13 protein-coding genes are annotated in these 16669 nt (G+C 58.7%); 10 read left to right on the top strand and 3 right to left on the bottom strand.

The features are described 5' to 3' along the window. Window positions 1-59: 59 nt before the first annotated feature. Window positions 60-584, bottom strand: a complete 525-nt coding sequence (locus AC07V9_RS25955) for an outer membrane protein assembly factor BamE (RefSeq protein ID WP_495018487.1) — start codon at window positions 582-584, stop codon at window positions 60-62. 98 nt (window positions 585-682) lie between these two features. Between AC07V9_RS25955 and fur the strand changes: the two genes are divergently transcribed. After that, the gene (gene fur / locus AC07V9_RS25950; protein WP_495018486.1) at window positions 683-1090 is read left to right on the top strand and encodes a ferric iron uptake transcriptional regulator; all 408 of its coding nucleotides are present in this window, start codon (window positions 683-685) and stop codon (window positions 1088-1090) included. Window positions 1091-1315: 225 nt separating this feature from the next. Here the strand turns inward: fur and recN are convergent, their stop codons facing one another. Further along, window positions 1316-2989 carry a DNA repair protein RecN gene (gene recN, locus AC07V9_RS25945; RefSeq protein ID WP_495018485.1) on the bottom strand — a complete coding sequence of 558 codons (1674 nt, stop codon included), beginning with the start codon at window positions 2987-2989 and terminating at the stop codon, window positions 1316-1318. A 277-nt stretch (window positions 2990-3266) separates the two neighbouring features. On the opposite strand from recN, the gene grpE reads away from it, so the two are divergent. The 7 genes from grpE (at window position 3267) to greA (ending at window position 13406) form a co-directional block, all read left to right on the top strand. Further along, complete coding sequence (gene grpE / locus AC07V9_RS25940; protein WP_495018484.1) at window positions 3267-3830, top strand: nucleotide exchange factor GrpE; 564 nt, start codon at window positions 3267-3269, stop codon at window positions 3828-3830. Between the two features lie 103 nt (window positions 3831-3933). After that, window positions 3934-5850, top strand: a complete 1917-nt coding sequence (dnaK, locus tag AC07V9_RS25935) for a molecular chaperone DnaK (RefSeq protein WP_495018483.1) — start codon at window positions 3934-3936, stop codon at window positions 5848-5850. 350 nt (window positions 5851-6200) lie between these two features. Further along, window positions 6201-7331 carry a molecular chaperone DnaJ gene (gene dnaJ, locus AC07V9_RS25930; protein WP_495018482.1) on the top strand — a complete coding sequence of 377 codons (1131 nt, stop codon included), beginning with the start codon at window positions 6201-6203 and terminating at the stop codon, window positions 7329-7331. Between the two features lie 10 nt (window positions 7332-7341). Further along, the gene (gene dapB, locus AC07V9_RS25925; RefSeq protein WP_495018481.1) at window positions 7342-8148 is read left to right on the top strand and encodes a 4-hydroxy-tetrahydrodipicolinate reductase; all 807 of its coding nucleotides are present in this window, start codon (window positions 7342-7344) and stop codon (window positions 8146-8148) included. 292 nt (window positions 8149-8440) lie between these two features. Continuing rightward, window positions 8441-9577, top strand: coding sequence for a glutamine-hydrolyzing carbamoyl-phosphate synthase small subunit (carA, locus tag AC07V9_RS25920; RefSeq protein ID WP_495018480.1), 1137 nt, complete (start codon window positions 8441-8443; stop codon window positions 9575-9577). A gap of 128 nt (window positions 9578-9705) precedes the next feature. After that, the gene (gene carB, locus AC07V9_RS25915) at window positions 9706-12927 is read left to right on the top strand and encodes a carbamoyl-phosphate synthase large subunit (protein ID WP_495018479.1); all 3222 of its coding nucleotides are present in this window, start codon (window positions 9706-9708) and stop codon (window positions 12925-12927) included. Between the two features lie 2 nt (window positions 12928-12929). Next, on the top strand, window positions 12930-13406 hold the full coding sequence (gene greA / locus AC07V9_RS25910; protein ID WP_495018503.1) for a transcription elongation factor GreA: 477 nt from the start codon (window positions 12930-12932) through the stop codon (window positions 13404-13406). 97 nt (window positions 13407-13503) lie between these two features. Here greA and yhbY read toward each other — a convergent pair whose 3' ends face one another. Beyond that, the gene (gene yhbY / locus AC07V9_RS25905) at window positions 13504-13812 is read right to left on the bottom strand and encodes a ribosome assembly RNA-binding protein YhbY (RefSeq protein WP_093465544.1); all 309 of its coding nucleotides are present in this window, start codon (window positions 13810-13812) and stop codon (window positions 13504-13506) included. Window positions 13813-13915: 103 nt separating this feature from the next. On the opposite strand from yhbY, the gene rlmE reads away from it, so the two are divergent. Further along, window positions 13916-14566 (top strand): 23S rRNA (uridine(2552)-2'-O)-methyltransferase RlmE, encoded by a 651-nt coding sequence (rlmE, locus tag AC07V9_RS25900; RefSeq protein WP_495018478.1) that lies wholly within the window; start codon window positions 13916-13918, stop codon window positions 14564-14566. 187 nt (window positions 14567-14753) lie between these two features. Then, window positions 14754-16664: an ATP-dependent zinc metalloprotease FtsH gene (gene ftsH, locus AC07V9_RS25895; protein WP_495018477.1), complete on the top strand. Its 1911-nt coding sequence runs from the start codon at window positions 14754-14756 to the stop codon at window positions 16662-16664. Window positions 16665-16669: the final 5 nt, after the last annotated feature.

Raw genomic sequence — 16669 nt, 5'->3', positions numbered from 1 at the left:
CAAAAAAGCCCGGGATCGCCGGGCTTTTTTTGGGCTGCCGCACAACGCGGCAAGCTGGATTACTGCGGATTGGTATCCAGAGGTTCCTGAGCCGGGACCGGAACGGTTTCGACCTTGTCGACGTCGTTCTGGATCTGCTCGAGCAGGGAGCCCGGCTTCGGCGGTGCTTCCTTTTGAGGCTGATCCCCTTTGTTTTCGGGCGTGACGTTGGTGTCGCTCGGTTTGCCGAGGATCGCCTCGTCACGGCTCACACCTGGCTTGAAGTCGCCGGAAAGGCTCGCCAGCTGATCGTTACCGTTGAAGATCAGGCTGATGCGTTCCTGCTGGCGTTCACCGCCACCTGGCTGAAGACTGTACAGGTAGTCCCAGCGGTCAGGGTGGAACGTGTCGGTCAACAAGGGGTTGCCCATGATAAACCGTACTTGCCGTCGGGTCATTCCCGGACGTAACTGGTCTATCATGTCTTGCGTGACGACATTGCCCTGTTGGATGTCGATTTTATAAACCCCGGGGAATGAACAACCGGCGAGTGCGAGCAGTCCCACGAAGGTGAAACTGGTTAGCAAGAGCTTGGTGTTTTGCATCGGTGGGCGACTTCCACTATCTTGGCTGGGACAACGTAAACCCCGATCATACCTGCATTAAGAGAAGCTGCGAAGCAGCGTCTGCGAGAAAGCTGACCATGGTTGAAAATAGCGAACTACGCAAAGCTGGACTTAAAGTGACCCTGCCACGGGTCAAGATCCTTCAAATGCTCGATTCTGCAGAGCAGCGCCACATGAGCGCGGAAGACGTCTACAAGGCGCTTATGGAGGCCAACGAAGACGTCGGTCTGGCGACGGTTTACCGTGTTTTGACTCAGTTCGAAGCAGCCGGGTTGGTGGTTCGCCACAACTTCGACGGCGGTCACGCCGTATTCGAGCTGGCTGACGGAGGCCACCACGACCACATGGTCAATGTGGATTCCGGTGAAGTGATCGAGTTCTTTCACAAAGGCATCGAAGAGCTTCAGAAACAGATCGTTGCCGAACACGGCTTCGAGCTGGTGGATCACAATCTGGTGCTCTACGTGCGCACGAAAAAGGCATAAGTCTTTTTTTGAAACAACAAAGGCGACCTCAGGGTCGCCTTTGTTGTTTTTGGGGCTTGAGGCCAAATGAGAAATCACGGTGTCACGCTGATCCCTCTGTGGGAGCGAATTCATTCGCGATGGCGGTTTATCAATCAGCGATGTGTGTTGGGTCCCCCGACGTCTCGCGAATGAGCTCGCTCCCACAGGGTCTCGTGCGGGTCGCGATAATTGGCAAGAAGCCTCTCAGGACTTTGCCGCTACGACCATTTTCTTCGCGTGAGCCAGTGACTCTTTGGTCAGATCAATGCCGCCCAGCATTCGCGCCACCTCTTCCACACGCTCATTCTTGTTGAGCTTGGAGACCGCCGTGCGCGTCGCCTCACTCTCGCGCACCTTGTGCACGAACAGGTGTTGATGACCCTGCGCAGCCACTTGCGGCAAATGGGTAACGGTCATGACCTGACCGCGCTCGCCGAGCCTGCGCAGCAATTGGCCGACGATTTCGGCCGTCGGGCCGCCAATGCCGACATCGACTTCGTCAAACACCAGCGTTGGCACGCGAGACGTTTGGGCAGTAATGACTTGAATCGCCAGACTGATCCGCGACAGCTCGCCCCCGGACGCCACTTTCGCCAGCGCCTTGAGCGGTTGGCCGGGATTGGCGCTGACCAGCAATTCGACCTGCTCAAGCCCATTGGGTGACAGCTCTTTATCGACGTTGGCGCGCAACTCGATGTTGAAGCGCCCGCCTGGCATGCCGAGGCGCTGGATTTCATGTTCCACCGCGTGGGCCAGTTCTGGCGCGGCGCGATGGCGCAGGTCGCTCAACTCCCGAGCTTTTTCTTGATAGTGGCGGGCATAAGAGCCGAGCTCGTGCTCCAGGCGCTCGATGGCCTCGTCGTTGGCGTTGAGGGTTTCGATTTCATCCAGCAGTTTTTGATGCAGCGCAGGGACTTCGGTCGGCTGCACGCGATGTTTGCGCGCCAGGGTGTAGATGGTGTCCAGACGCTCTTCGATCTGTTGCAGACGCGCTGGATCAGCCTCGAAGCGATCGAGGAATCGATTGATTTCGCCAACGGCCTCTTCGACCTGAATCTGCGCGCTGGAGAGCAGGTTGGTCGCCTCATTGAGCGCATCCGGGGAGTTGTTCACGCTGGTCAGGCGGTTAAGGCTGGCGGTCAGCGCGTTCAAGGCATTGCCTGAGTCGCTTTCACTGCACAGCTCAACTACTTGTCGGCAGATGCCCAACAGGCTCTCGGCGTTGGTGAGGGTGGTGTGTTCCTGTTCCAGGTGTTCGAGCTCGTTCTCGCCCAAGCTCAGGCCTTCGAGTTCTTCGAGCTGATAGCTGAGCAACTGATGCTTGGCGCGCTGCTCGTCACCGGAATTGGCCAGAAGCTCCAGCTCATGGCGGGTCTGGCGCCAGCGCTGCGCAGCCAGTTGAACCTGACGGGCAAGATCGGTCGCGCCGGCGTATTCGTCCAGCAGGCGCCGATGGGTGTCGGTCTTGAGCAGCGACTGGTGTTCGTGCTGGCTGTGGATGTCGATCAACAGTTCGCCCAGTGCCTTCAAATCGCCTTGGGGGCAGGGCGTGCCGTTTATATAGGAGCGTGAGCGCCCTTCAGCGGTGATCACCCGGCGCAGGATGCACGGGCCGTCGGTTTCGAGATCGCGTTCGCTAAGCCAGCTACGTGCTTCGGGGATGTCCGACACATCGAAGGTTGCGAGGATGTCGGCCTTGTCGGCGCCCGGCCTCACTACGCCGCTGTCGGCGCGATCGCCCAGAGTCAGGCCCAGGGCGTCGAGCATGATCGACTTGCCCGCGCCGGTTTCCCCGGTGATCACGCTCATGCCGCGATCCAGTTCCAGATCGAGGTGTTCAACGATTGCGTAGTTATGTATGGACAGGTGCACCAGCATAAGGGCGGCTCCCAAGCGATATGTCTGGTTATTTATACAGTGTTTTGCTTTGGCCTGACAATGCCCACCTTTAGCTCGATTTGGCAGGTTGCACAGCATTTTTAGCATTGAAACTGTGTTTTGGCAGGTCATCAGGCCCCATCGCTTCATGTCGGAATATTTGTAGGGTTATTCGCCCGATCCTGCACCTTTACCCCTTGAAGCCGAAAATTACGGCCCCATATAGCCGGGCAGAAGCGTGAGTTGAGCCTCACGGACGTAATTGGAGGAGAGAACAATGGCTGACGAACAGAACCCGGATACGCAAACTCAGGATCAAGCTGGCGAGGCGACTTCCGGAGAAGATTTGGCAACCCGTGTGCAAGTGCTCGAAGAGCAACTGGCCGCGGCGCAGGACCAGTCTCTGCGTGTCGCTGCGGATCTGCAGAACGTCCGCCGTCGTGCAGAGCAGGACGTAGAGAAGGCCCATAAATTTGCGCTGGAGAAGTTCGCTGGCGACCTGCTGCCGATCGTCGACAGCCTGGAGCGGGGTCTGGACCTGTCCAACCCGGACGACGAAAGCATTCGCCCGATGCGTGAAGGCATCGAGCTGACGCTGAAAATGTTCGCGGACACCCTCAAGCGCTATCAGCTGGAAGCCATCGACCCGCACGGCCAACCGTTCAACGCTGAGCACCATCAGGCGATGGCGATGCAGGAAAGCGCCGACGTCGAGCCCAACAGCGTGCTCAAGGTGTTCCAGAAGGGCTATCAGCTTAACGGCCGCCTGCTGCGCCCGGCCATGGTTGTGGTCAGCAAAGCGCCGTCGCCTGTTGCACCGTCAATTGACGAGCAGGCTTGAAATCAGCTGAACGGGCCCCATCTAAGGGCCATGGTTTAAAGAATTACCGCAATTTGTAAACGCAGTTGCGGCAACCAAATTCAAAGTTTCGGGAGAGTCAAACATGGGCAAGATTATCGGCATCGACCTGGGGACCACCAACTCCTGCGTCTCGGTTCTGGAAAACGGTAAAGCCAAGGTGATCGAGAACGCCGAAGGCGCGCGTACCACCCCTTCGATCATTGCGTACGCCAATGATGGTGAAATTCTGGTCGGCCAGTCTGCCAAGCGCCAGGCGGTCACCAACCCACACAACACGCTGTACGCCGTGAAGCGTCTGATCGGCCGTAAGTTCGACGAAGAAGTCGTTCAGAAAGACATCAAGATGGTGCCTTACACCATCGCCAAGAACGACAATGGCGATGCATGGGTTTCGGTCAACGACAAGAAAATGTCCCCGCCTCAGATTTCCGCTGAAATCCTGAAGAAGATGAAGAAGACCGCTGAAGACTACCTCGGCGAATCCGTTACCGAGGCGGTCATCACCGTACCGGCCTACTTCAACGACAGCCAGCGTCAGGCGACCAAAGACGCCGGCCGTATCGCGGGTCTGGACGTAAAGCGCATCATCAACGAACCGACCGCTGCTGCTCTGGCCTACGGCATGGACAAAGCGAAAGGCGACCACACTGTCATCGTTTATGACCTGGGTGGCGGTACTTTCGACGTTTCGGTCATCGAAATCGCTGAAGTTGACGGCGAGCACCAGTTCGAAGTGTTGGCCACCAATGGCGACACTTTCCTGGGTGGTGAGGACTTCGACATTCGTCTGATCGATTACCTCGTTGACGAATTCAAGAAAGAAAGCGGCATGAACCTCAAAGGTGACCCGCTGGCGATGCAGCGTCTGAAAGAAGCTGCCGAGAAGGCCAAGATCGAGCTGTCTTCCAGCCAGTCCACCGACGTGAATCTGCCCTATATCACTGCAGATGCCACCGGTCCTAAGCACCTGAACGTGAAGATTTCCCGCGCCAAGCTGGAATCGCTGGTTGAAGACCTAGTTGCCCGCACCATCGAGCCTTGCCGTATCGCGTTGAAAGACTCCGGTATCGACATCGGCGCGATCAACGACGTGATCCTGGTCGGCGGTCAGACCCGTATGCCGCTGGTTCAGCAGAAAGTGACCGAGTTCTTCGGGAAAGAAGCGCGTAAGGACGTCAACCCCGATGAAGCCGTTGCCATGGGTGCTGCGATTCAAGGTGCGGTACTGGCCGGTGACGTGAAAGACGTTCTGTTGCTGGACGTCAGCCCGCTGACTCTGGGTATCGAAACCATGGGTGGCGTGATGACTGCGCTGATCGAGAAAAACACCACAATTCCTACCAAGAAATCGCAAGTATTCTCGACTGCCGACGACAACCAGAGCGCCGTGACCATTCACGTGCTGCAAGGTGAGCGCAAGCAGGCGGCTTCCAACAAGTCCCTGGGCAAGTTCGACCTGGCCGAGATTCCACCAGCGCCACGTGGCGTGCCTCAGATCGAAGTGACCTTCGACATCGACGCCAACGGCATCCTGCACGTCGGCGCGAAAGACAAGGCCACTGGCAAGACTCAGTCGATCGTGATCAAGGCCAACTCGGGTCTGTCGGATGAAGAAATCCAGCAGATGATTCGCGACGCTGAAGCGAACTCGGAAGCGGACAAGAAGTTCGAAGAGCTGGCCGCTGCTCGCAATCAGGGTGATGCACTGGTTCACTCGACTCGCAAGATGGTCGCTGACGCAGGTGACAAGGTCTCTGAAGAAGAGAAGACCGCAATCGAGGCTGCTGTTGTTGCTCTGGAAGCTGCTGTCAAAGGCGACGACAAGGCTGCCATCGACGCCAAGGTCGAAGAACTGTCGAAAGTCTCCGCTCCAGTGGCGCAGAAGATGTACGCCGAGCAGGCTGAGAAGCCAGAAGCCGGTGCGCAGGCTGCACAGGAAGAGCACAAGGCTGACGACGTAGTCGATGCCGAGTTCGAAGAAGTGAAAGATCAGAAGTGATGAACGCAGTGACCCGTCGTGAAAAGGCGCTGGCTCACTTGATCGCCGGTTGACCACTTTCGAGTGGTCGCTGGTAGGATGTCGCCGCGCGGGAGCTTGCTCCCGCGTTGGTGTGTCTGGAACACCCAAAATTTCACGGCTCGCGCACGTCGATTCGCGGGCCCCGTGGCAAAGCCGGATGCTCCTGCAAACCGGCTTGTTCTGCCGCTTTACTCGGTCGATCGAAGGCCGTTGAACCAAGACCAGGATCGTTGAATTGACGTGAGTTGGGTCCGGGCCTGAAAGGGGCTCAACGAGTTCGGCACGCTCAGGAGGGTGGTGTCGGACGTCCTCAAGAGTGCAGAAAACTTATGTCAAAGCGTGATTATTACGAAGTACTGGGGGTGGAGCGCGGCTCCAGCGAGGCGGACCTGAAAAAGGCATACCGTCGTCTCGCGATGAAATATCACCCTGACCGCAATCCGGGCGACAAAGCCTCGGAAGACGCTTTCAAGGAAGCCAATGAGGCTTACGAAGTGCTGTCCGATGCCAGCAAGCGCGCGGCCTATGACCAGTACGGTCATGCCGGCGTGGATCAGGGCATGGGTGGTGGCGGCTTCGGTGGCGGCGGCGCGAACTTCTCCGATATTTTCGGCGATGTCTTCAGTGATTTCTTCGGCGGTGGCCGTGCCGGTGGCGGCGGTCGTGGCGGCGCTCAGCGTGGCAGCGACCTGCGTTACACCCTCGAGCTAAACCTCGAAGAAGCCGTGCGCGGCACCACTGTCAGCATTCGCGTGCCGACGCTGGTGAACTGCAAGCCGTGCGATGGCAGCGGTGCCAAGAAAGGCTCCTCGCCAGTCACCTGCCCGACCTGTGGCGGTATCGGCCAAGTGCGCATGCAGCAAGGCTTTTTCTCTGTTCAGCAGACCTGCCCGCGTTGCCACGGCAACGGCAAGATCATCTCCGACCCTTGCGATTCCTGCCATGGCGAAGGCCGTGTCGAGGAATACAAGACCCTGTCGGTCAAGGTGCCGGCCGGTGTCGATACGGGCGATCGCATTCGTCTGTCTGGTGAAGGTGAGGCGGGCGTTCAAGGTGGTCCGACGGGCGACCTGTACGTGGTTATCAATGTCCGCGAGCACGATATTTTTCAGCGCGACGGCAAGCATCTGTACTGCGAAGTGCCGATCAGCTTCACCGACGCCGCACTGGGTGGCGAGCTGGAAGTGCCGACGCTGGACGGTCGCGTCAAGCTGAAGATCCCGGAAGGCACTCAAACCGGCAAGCAGTTCCGTCTGCGTGGCAAGGGCGTTGCCCCTGTGCGCGGTGGTGGTGCGGGCGATCTGATGTGCCGCGTGGCGGTAGAGACTCCGGTCAACCTGAGCCGTCGTCAGCGTGAATTGCTCGAAGAGCTGCGTGCCTCCCTTGAAGGGGACAGCTCGCACTCGCCCAAGGCCAGCGGCTGGTTCGAAGGCGTGAAGCGTTTCTTCGGCGACCTCTAAGGAGCAGGGCATGCGACGTATTGCTGTGATGGGCGCTGCCGGGCGCATGGGCAAGAACCTGATCGAGGCCGTGCAACTGCGCGCCCCGCAGGCCGGGCTGACGGCGGCGGTCGTTCGTCCTGGCAGCACCATGATCGGCGCTGACGCGGGTGAGCTTGCGTCGCTGGGTCGCATCGGTGTGCAGCTGACCGGTCACCTGGAGCAGGTGCTCGACGAGTTCGACGTGCTGATCGACTTCACGCTGCCTGAGGTGATGCTGAAAAACTTGGCGTCCTGCCGCAAGGCGGGCAAGGCCATGGTGATCGGCACCACAGGGCTGAACGCCGAGCAAAAACACACGCTGCTCGAAGCCAGCAAGGACATCCCGATCGTCTTCGCTTCCAATTTCAGCGTGGGCGTGAACCTGTCGTTCAAACTGCTGGATCTGGCGGCGCGGGTGATGGGTGAAGACGCCGATATCGAGATCATCGAAGCGCATCATCGCAACAAGGTCGATGCGCCTTCGGGAACGGCGGTGAGCATGGGTGAGGTGGTTGCCAATGCGCTGGGGCGTGACCTGAGCAAGGTCGCGGTCTACGGGCGTGAAGGCTACACCGGCGTGCGCGAGCGCGAGACCATCGGCTTTGCCACGGTCCGCGGTGGTGATGTGGTGGGCGATCACACGGTGCTGTTCGCCGCTGAAGGCGAGCGTCTGGAGATCACCCACAAGGCCTCAAGCCGCATGACCTTCGCCAAGGGCGCGGTACGTGCGGCATTGTGGCTCGATGGCAAGGCGGCAGGTTTGTACGACATGCAGGATGTACTCGATCTGCACTGATTTTTCCCCGAGCTGCATCGGCAACTGACGCAACAAAGCGGGCGGAGAAGGGGGTTTCCCTGTATCCTGCCCGCAGTTTTAACCGCTACGCGATATCCTGTCGCATTCTCCAGCCTTGAAGGCGTTTTAGCGGTGGATTAAAAAAGCATTTTTCTGTAAGCTACAGCTTTAGTGTGTCCACTAAAAGCGCGCAGATAATTCGATGAAAAAAAGCGGGGTGACGTGTCAATACGTCATTCCGCTTTTTTACAACCTGCGATCGCCCTTTCAGGCTTTATTACGGGAGGTCTTCTTGACTAAGCCAGCCATACTCGCCCTTGCTGATGGCAGCATTTTTCGCGGCGAAGCCATTGGAGCCGACGGTCAAACCGTTGGTGAGGTGGTGTTCAACACCGCAATGACCGGCTATCAGGAAATCCTTACCGATCCTTCCTATGCCCAGCAAATCGTCACCCTGACTTACCCTCACATCGGCAACACCGGCACCACGCCGGAAGACGCCGAGTCCGACCGCGTGTGGTCGGCGGGTCTGGTGATTCGTGACCTGCCACTGGTAGCGAGCAACTGGCGTAACAAGATGTCCCTGGCTGACTATCTGAAAGCCAACAACGTCGTCGCCATCGCCGGCATCGACACCCGCCGCCTGACCCGCATCCTGCGTGAGAAAGGCGCACAGAACGGCTGCATCATGGCCGGCGACAACATCTCCGAAGAAGCCGCCATCGCTGCTGCTCGCGGCTTCCCGGGCCTCAAAGGCATGGATCTGGCGAAAGAAGTCAGCACCAAGGAAAGCTACGAATGGCGCTCCAGCGTCTGGAGCCTGAAAACCGACAGCCATCCGGAAATCGCTGCCGCTGACCTGCCGTACAACGTCGTGGCCTACGACTACGGCGTCAAGACCAACATCCTGCGCATGCTGGTCGAGCGCGGCTGCCGCGTGACCGTGGTGCCTGCCCAGACCCCAGCGAGCGAAGTGCTGGCACTGAATCCGGATGGCGTGTTCCTGTCCAACGGCCCAGGCGATCCTGAGCCTTGCGACTACGCGATCCAGGCGATCAAGGACGTGCTGCAAACCGAAATTCCGGTGTTCGGCATCTGCCTGGGTCACCAACTGCTGGCCTTGGCCTCCGGTGCCAAGACCGTCAAGATGGGTCACGGCCACCACGGCGCCAACCACCCGGTCCAGGATCTGGACACCGGCGTGGTCATGATCACCAGCCAGAACCACGGTTTTGCGGTGGACGAAGCCACCCTGCCAGGCAACGTTCGCGCGATCCACAAATCGCTGTTCGACGGCACCCTGCAAGGTATCGAGCGCACCGACAAGGACGCGTTCAGCTTCCAGGGTCACCCTGAAGCGAGCCCGGGCCCTAACGACGTCGCGCCGCTTTTTGATCGCTTTATCACAGCCATGGCCAAGCGCCGCTAAGCGGCTGACGTGCGACTGTAGCGAGCAGGTGGCTGCGGCGAGCCGGACTCGATCCGAACGCCCGCCCGGCCACCTCAGAGAATGTTCAAGACGGCTTGCCGACTGACACAGGATTCGAGTGACAACCCATGCCAAAACGTACAGACATTAAAAGCATCCTGATTCTTGGCGCTGGCCCGATCGTGATCGGCCAGGCCTGTGAATTCGACTACTCCGGCGCCCAGGCCTGTAAGGCACTGCGCGAAGAGGGTTACCGCGTCATCCTGGTGAACTCCAACCCGGCCACCATCATGACCGACCCGGCCATGGCCGACGCCACCTACATCGAGCCGATCAAGTGGGCGACCGTCGCCAAGATCATCGAGAAAGAGCGTCCGGACGCACTGCTGCCAACCATGGGTGGCCAGACCGCTCTGAACTGCGCCCTGGATCTGGAGCGCGAAGGCGTTCTGGAGAAGTTCGGCGTAGAGATGATCGGTGCCAACGCTGACACCATCGACAAGGCCGAAGACCGCTCGCGTTTCGACAAGGCCATGAAGGCCATCGGTCTGGAATGCCCGCGCTCCGGCATCGCCCACAGCATGGAAGAGGCCAATGCGGTCCTCGAGAAGCTGGGCTTCCCGTGCATCATCCGTCCGTCCTTCACCATGGGCGGCACTGGTGGCGGCATCGCGTACAACCGTGAAGAATTCGAAGAAATCTGCGCCCGTGGCTTGGACCTGTCGCCAACCAAAGAGCTGCTGATCGACGAATCCCTGATCGGCTGGAAAGAATATGAAATGGAAGTTGTCCGCGACAAAAAGGACAACTGCATCATCGTCTGCTCCATCGAAAACTTCGACCCGATGGGCGTGCACACCGGTGACTCGATCACCGTGGCCCCTGCGCAGACCCTGACCGACAAGGAATACCAGATCCTGCGTAACGCCTCGCTGGCAGTGCTGCGCGAGATCGGCGTCGAAACCGGCGGTTCCAACGTGCAGTTCGGTATCTGTCCGGACACCGGCCGCATGGTCGTGATCGAGATGAACCCGCGTGTATCGCGTTCGTCGGCACTGGCCTCCAAGGCTACCGGCTTTCCGATCGCCAAAGTCGCCGCCAAGCTGGCAGTGGGCTACACCCTGGACGAGCTGCAGAACGACATCACCGGCGGCAAGACCCCGGCGTCCTTCGAGCCGTCCATCGACTACGTCGTTACCAAGCTGCCACGTTTCGCCTTCGAGAAATTCTCCAAGGCTGACGCTCGCCTGACCACTCAGATGAAGTCGGTCGGTGAAGTCATGGCCATCGGCCGCACCTTCCAGGAATCCCTGCAGAAAGCCCTGCGCGGTCTGGAAGTGGGCGTCAGCGGTCTCGATCCCAAGCTGGACCTAAGCGACTCTGAAAGCGCGAGCATCCTCAAGCGCGAGCTGACCGTTCCGGGCGCCGAGCGCATCTGGTACGTCGCCGACGCCTTCCGCGCGGGCATGACCGTTGAGCAGATCTTCGGCATGAACATGATCGATCCTTGGTTCCTGGTGCAGATCGAAGATCTGATCAAGGAAGAAGAGAAGGTCAAGACCATGGGGATGTCGGCCATTGACCGCGATGTGATGTTCCGTCTCAAGCGCAAGGGCTTCTCCGACGCGCGTCTGGCCAAGCTGCTGGGCGTGACCGAGAAGAGCGTTCGCAGCCACCGTCACAAGCTGGAGATCTTCCCGGTCTACAAGCGTGTCGACACCTGCGCCGCCGAGTTTGCCACCGACACCGCGTACATGTACTCCACGTACGAAGAAGAGTGCGAAGCCAACCCTTCGACGCGCGACAAAATCATGATCCTGGGCGGCGGTCCTAACCGTATCGGCCAGGGCATCGAGTTCGACTACTGCTGCGTACATGCCGCCCTGGCACTGCGCGACGACGGGTACGAGACCATCATGGTCAACTGCAACCCGGAAACCGTATCGACCGACTACGACACCTCCGATCGCCTGTACTTCGAGCCTGTGACCCTGGAAGACGTGCTGGAAATCGTTCGCGTCGAGAAGCCAAAGGGCGTGATTGTCCAGTACGGTGGCCAGACCCCGCTGAAACTGGCTCGCGCTCTGGAAGCTGCTGGCGTGCCGATCATCGGCACCAGCCCTGACGCCATCGACCGCGCAGAAGACCGGGAGCGCTTCCAGCAGATGGTCGAGCGCTTGAACCTGCGTCAGCCGCCCAACGCCACTGTACGCAGCGAAGACGAAGCGATTCGTGCCGCCGCCAAGATCGGTTACCCGCTGGTGGTTCGTCCGTCCTACGTGCTGGGCGGCCGTGCGATGGAAATCGTCTACCAGGAAGAAGAACTCAAGCGCTACCTGCGTGAAGCGGTTCAGGTGTCCAACGACAGCCCGGTGCTGCTGGACCACTTCCTCAACTGCGCCATCGAGATGGACGTGGATGCGGTCTGCGACGGTACTGACGTCGTGATCGGCGCGATCATGCAGCACATCGAACAAGCGGGCGTTCACTCGGGTGACTCCGCATGCTCGCTGCCGCCGTACTCGCTGCCTGCACACATCCAGGACGAGATGCGTGAACAGGTTAAGAAAATGGCCCTGGAGCTGGGCGTCGTCGGCTTGATGAACGTTCAGCTGGCGCTGCAGGGCGAAGACATCTACGTCATCGAAGTGAACCCGCGTGCCTCGCGTACCGTGCCGTTCGTTTCCAAGTGCATCGGTGTTTCCCTGGCCATGATCGCTGCACGCGTCATGGCCGGTAAAACCCTGAAAGAACTGGGCTTCACCAAGGAAATCATTCCAAACTTCTACAGCGTGAAAGAGGCGGTATTCCCATTCGCCAAATTCCCGGGTGTGGACCCGATCCTGGGCCCAGAGATGAAGTCGACCGGTGAAGTCATGGGTGTCGGTGACACCTTCGGCGAGGCGTTCGCCAAGGCGCAAATGGGCGCCAGCGAAGTGCTGCCGACCGGCGGTACTGCGTTCATCAGCGTGCGTGACGACGACAAGCCTCTGGTGGCTGGCGTTGCGCGCAGCCTGATCGAACTGGGCTTCGAAGTCGTCGCCACTGCCGGTACTGCACGCCTGATCGAGGCGGCAGGCCTGAAAGTGCGTCGCGTGAACAAAGTGACCGAAGGTCGCCCGCACGTGGTCGACATGATCAAGAACGACGAAGTCACCTTGATCATCAACACCACCGAAGGTCGCCAGTCGATCGCCGATTCCTACTCCATCCGTCGTAATGCCTTGCAGCACAAGATTTACTGCACCACCACAATTGCTGCGGGCGAGGCCATCTGTGAAGCGCTGAAATTCGGTCCTGAAAAGACCGTGCGTCGCTTGCAGGATCTACATGCAGGATTGAAGGCATGAGCATTACCAAATATCCAATGACCGTTCAGGGCGCTCGCGCCCTGGAAGACGAGCTGCATCACCTGAGCAAGGTAGAGCGTCCCCGCTTGAGCCAGGCCATTGGTGAAGCTCGCGAGCTGGGCGACCTGAAGGAAAACGCCGAATACCACGCCGCCCGCGAGGAACAGGGTATGGTTGAAGCGCGGATTCGCGATATCGAAGGCCGTCTGCAGAACTCGGTGGTGATCGACGTCACCACCATCGCCCATACAGGCAAGGTGATTTTCGGCACCACCGTTGAGCTGGCCAACGTTGAGACTGACGACCAGGTCACCTACCAGATCGTGGGTGAGGACGAAGCCAACATCAAACTGGGCAAGATTTCAGTCGGTGCGCCGATTGCCCGGGCGATCATTGGCAAGGAAGAGGGCGATGTCGTCGCGATCAAGACCCCAAGCGGCGTGATCGAGTATGAGATCGTTGAGGTCAAGCACATTTGACCGATTGAGTGGCGAGCCGCTCCGGTGGAGTGGCTTGCGATGAGGGGCAGGTTCCGCTCAGAGGCGCGCAGGTCGCGCCTCCTGACGGGTTTCGCCGTTACTTGTAACGGTGAATGTTGGACAGCTGTTTGTTAGGCTGCGGGTTCTTGCGGTAAATCAGCGCCATTTTGCCGATGGTCTGCACCAGTTCGGCACGGCCTTGCTTGCACAGTTCTTCGATCACGGCGCGACGCTCGTCGCGGTCTTCCAGCTTGATCTGAACCTTGATCAGTTCATGATCCACCAAAGCACGGTCAAGCTCGGCCAGCACGCCTTCGCTCAGGCCATTGCCGGCGACCATCAGGACGGGCTTGAGGTCATGTCCAATGGATTTGTATTGTTTCTTCTGCTCGTTATTGAGCGGCATAATCTGACCCTTTTCGTCTGATTCTGTAAAATTGGCGGGCATTTTACCCGAGGGGCCGTGGCTCCGCCCAGTTAATCACGACCCTTTATCACCGAGGTGCCCCGTGGCGCAGCGTTCCAAAAGCAGCCATAACTGGCTCAGAGAACATTTCAACGACCCATTCGTTAAGCAGGCGCAGAAGGACGGCTACCGTTCGCGCGCCAGCTACAAGCTGCTGGAGATCCAGGAAAAGGATCGTCTGATCCGTCCTGGCATGACCGTCGTCGACCTTGGCGCGGCGCCTGGAGGCTGGTCTCAGGTGACCAGTCGTCTGATTGGTGGTCAAGGCCGTCTGATTGCATCCGACATCCTGGAAATGGACAGCATCCCCGATGTGACCTTCATTCAGGGGGATTTCACTGAGGATGAGGTGTTCAAGCAGATCCTCGCGGCGATCGGTAATACACAAGTAGACCTTGTGATTTCCGATATGGCCCCCAATATGAGTGGATTGAGCGCCGTGGATATGCCACGAGCCATGTTCCTTTGCGAGCTGGCGCTTGACCTTGCAGGTCGAGTTCTGCGTCCGGGTGGTGATTTTCTGATCAAAATCTTCCAGGGCGAAGGCTTTGATACCTATCACAAGGATGTGCGCAAGATGTTCGACAAGGTGCAGATGCGCAAGCCGACGTCCTCCCGTGATCGCTCCCGCGAGCAGTACCTTTTAGGGCGCGGTTTCAAAGGCAGTTACGAGGCACCGGGCGATTTCGAGTAAGGGCCATAGCTTTTTTCAAATGGCTTTATTTACGAAGCGTAACGAACATCTTGTAGTCAAAGTTTCACAAAGGGTTACAGACGCCGCCTGCCACACCTGTAGGATCTGTAGTAAGTTAGGCCGGTGAATATCATGCGAGGCACGCTCCAGCGTGGAGCTTGCTTCAGAGGGTAGCTAATTGAACGATATGGCAAAGAATTTGATCCTGTGGTTGATCATCGCTGCAGTCCTGGTGACTGTGATGAACAACTTCTCCAGCCCGAACGAGCCGCAGACCCTCAACTACTCCGAGTTCATCCAGCAGGTGAAGGATGGCAAGGTCGAGAAAGTTGCCGTGGACGGTTACGTCATCACGGGCAAACGCAGCGACGGCGACACTTTCAAGACCATTCGTCCGGCCATTCAGGACAACGGTCTGATCGGCGATCTCGTCGACAACAATGTTGTGATCGAAGGCAAGCAGCCTGAACAGCAGAGCATCTGGACTCAGTTGCTCGTCGCCAGCTTCCCGATTCTGGTAATTATCGCCGTCTTCATGTTTTTCATGCGCCAGATGCAAGGTGGTGCAGGGGGCAAAGGCGGGCCGATGAGCTTTGGCAAGAGCAAGGCGAGGCTGCTTTCTGAAGATCAGGTCAAGACCACCCTGGCTGACGTCGCCGGTTGCGACGAGGCCAAGGAAGAAGTAGGCGAGCTGGTCGAATTCCTGCGTGATCCGGGCAAGTTCCAGCGTCTGGGTGGTCGCATTCCACGTGGCGTGCTGATGGTCGGTCCTCCAGGTACGGGTAAAACCTTGCTTGCCAAGGCGATTGCCGGCGAAGCGAAAGTGCCGTTCTTCACCATCTCCGGTTCCGACTTCGTCGAGATGTTCGTGGGTGTCGGTGCAAGCCGCGTTCGTGACATGTTCGAGCAGGCCAAGAAGCACGCGCCGTGCATCATCTTTATCGACGAAATCGACGCCGTTGGCCGCCATCGTGGCGCAGGCATGGGCGGTGGCCACGACGAGCGTGAACAGACTCTCAACCAGTTGCTGGTAGAGATGGACGGCTTCGAAATGAACGATGGCATCATCGTCATCGCCGCCACCAACCGTCCGGACGTACTGGACCCTGCACTGCTGCGTCCGGGCCGTTTCGACCGTCAGGTCGTGGTCGGTTTGCCGGATATCCGCGGTCGTGAACAGATTCTGAAAGTACACATGCGCAAAGTGCCGATGGGTGATGATGTCAACGCTGCCGTCATCGCGCGTGGTACGCCGGGCTTCTCCGGTGCCGACCTTGCCAACTTGGTCAACGAGGCCTCGCTTTTTGCTGCTCGTGTCGGCAAGCGCATCGTCGAAATGAAAGAATTCGAACTGGCCAAAGACAAGATCATGATGGGCGCCGAGCGTAAATCCATGGTCATGTCGGAAAAAGAGAAGCAGAACACCGCTTATCACGAAGCCGGTCACGCCATCGTCGGTCGCGTTGTGCCTGAGCATGACCCGGTTTACAAGGTTTCGATTATCCCGCGCGGCCGTGCCTTGGGTGTGACGATGTTCCTGCCTGAGGAAGACCGCTACAGCCTGTCCAAGCGCGCCCTGATCAGTCAGATCTGTTCGCTGTATGGTGGCCGTATCGCTGAAGAGATGACGCTGGGCTTCGACGGTGTGACCACCGGTGCCTCCAACGACATCATGCGCGCCAGCCAGATTGCCCGAAACATGGTCACCAAGTGGGGCCTGTCCGAGAAAATGGGTCCGCTGATGTATTCGGAAGACGATGATGGCGGCTATCTGGGTCGTGGTGGTGGCGGTCAGAGTTCGAGCCTTTCGGGTGAAACCGCGAAGATGATCGATCTCGAAGTGCGTAGCATCATCGATCAGTGCTACGGCACTGCAAAGCAGATCCTCACCGACAATCGCGACAAGCTCGATGCGATGGCCGACGCGCTGATGAAGTACGAAACCATCGACGCTGAACAGATCGATGACATTATGGCCGGCCGCACCCCTCGCGAGCCGCGTGACTGGTCGGGTGGCACCGGTAACTCCGGTACGCCTACCGCCCCTGTCGGTCCACGCCCGGAAACACCGATTGGCGGCCCTGCTGCTGACCATTAAGGCCT

Source organism: Pseudomonas sp. GW821-FHT02A11 (assembly GCF_059421985.1).
This window is presented reverse-complemented; position numbering and strand designations above follow the sequence as displayed.

Bases quoted from the DNA above. Each gene is read 5' to 3' on its own strand.
- AC07V9_RS25955 (WP_495018487.1), bottom strand. From the start codon at position 584: ATGCAAAACACCAAGCTCTTGCTAACCAGTTTCACCTTCGTGGGACTG.
- fur (WP_495018486.1), top strand. From the start codon at position 683: ATGGTTGAAAATAGCGAACTACGCAAAGCTGGACTTAAAGTGACCCTG.
- recN (WP_495018485.1), bottom strand. From the start codon at position 2,989: ATGCTGGTGCACCTGTCCATACATAACTACGCAATCGTTGAACACCTC.
- grpE (WP_495018484.1), top strand. From the start codon at position 3,267: ATGGCTGACGAACAGAACCCGGATACGCAAACTCAGGATCAAGCTGGC.
- dnaK (WP_495018483.1), top strand. From the start codon at position 3,934: ATGGGCAAGATTATCGGCATCGACCTGGGGACCACCAACTCCTGCGTC.
- dnaJ (WP_495018482.1), top strand. From the start codon at position 6,201: ATGTCAAAGCGTGATTATTACGAAGTACTGGGGGTGGAGCGCGGCTCC.
- dapB (WP_495018481.1), top strand. From the start codon at position 7,342: ATGCGACGTATTGCTGTGATGGGCGCTGCCGGGCGCATGGGCAAGAAC.
- carB (WP_495018479.1), top strand. From the start codon at position 9,706: ATGCCAAAACGTACAGACATTAAAAGCATCCTGATTCTTGGCGCTGGC.
- yhbY (WP_093465544.1), bottom strand. From the start codon at position 13,812: ATGCCGCTCAATAACGAGCAGAAGAAACAATACAAATCCATTGGACAT.
- ftsH (WP_495018477.1), top strand. From the start codon at position 14,754: ATGGCAAAGAATTTGATCCTGTGGTTGATCATCGCTGCAGTCCTGGTG.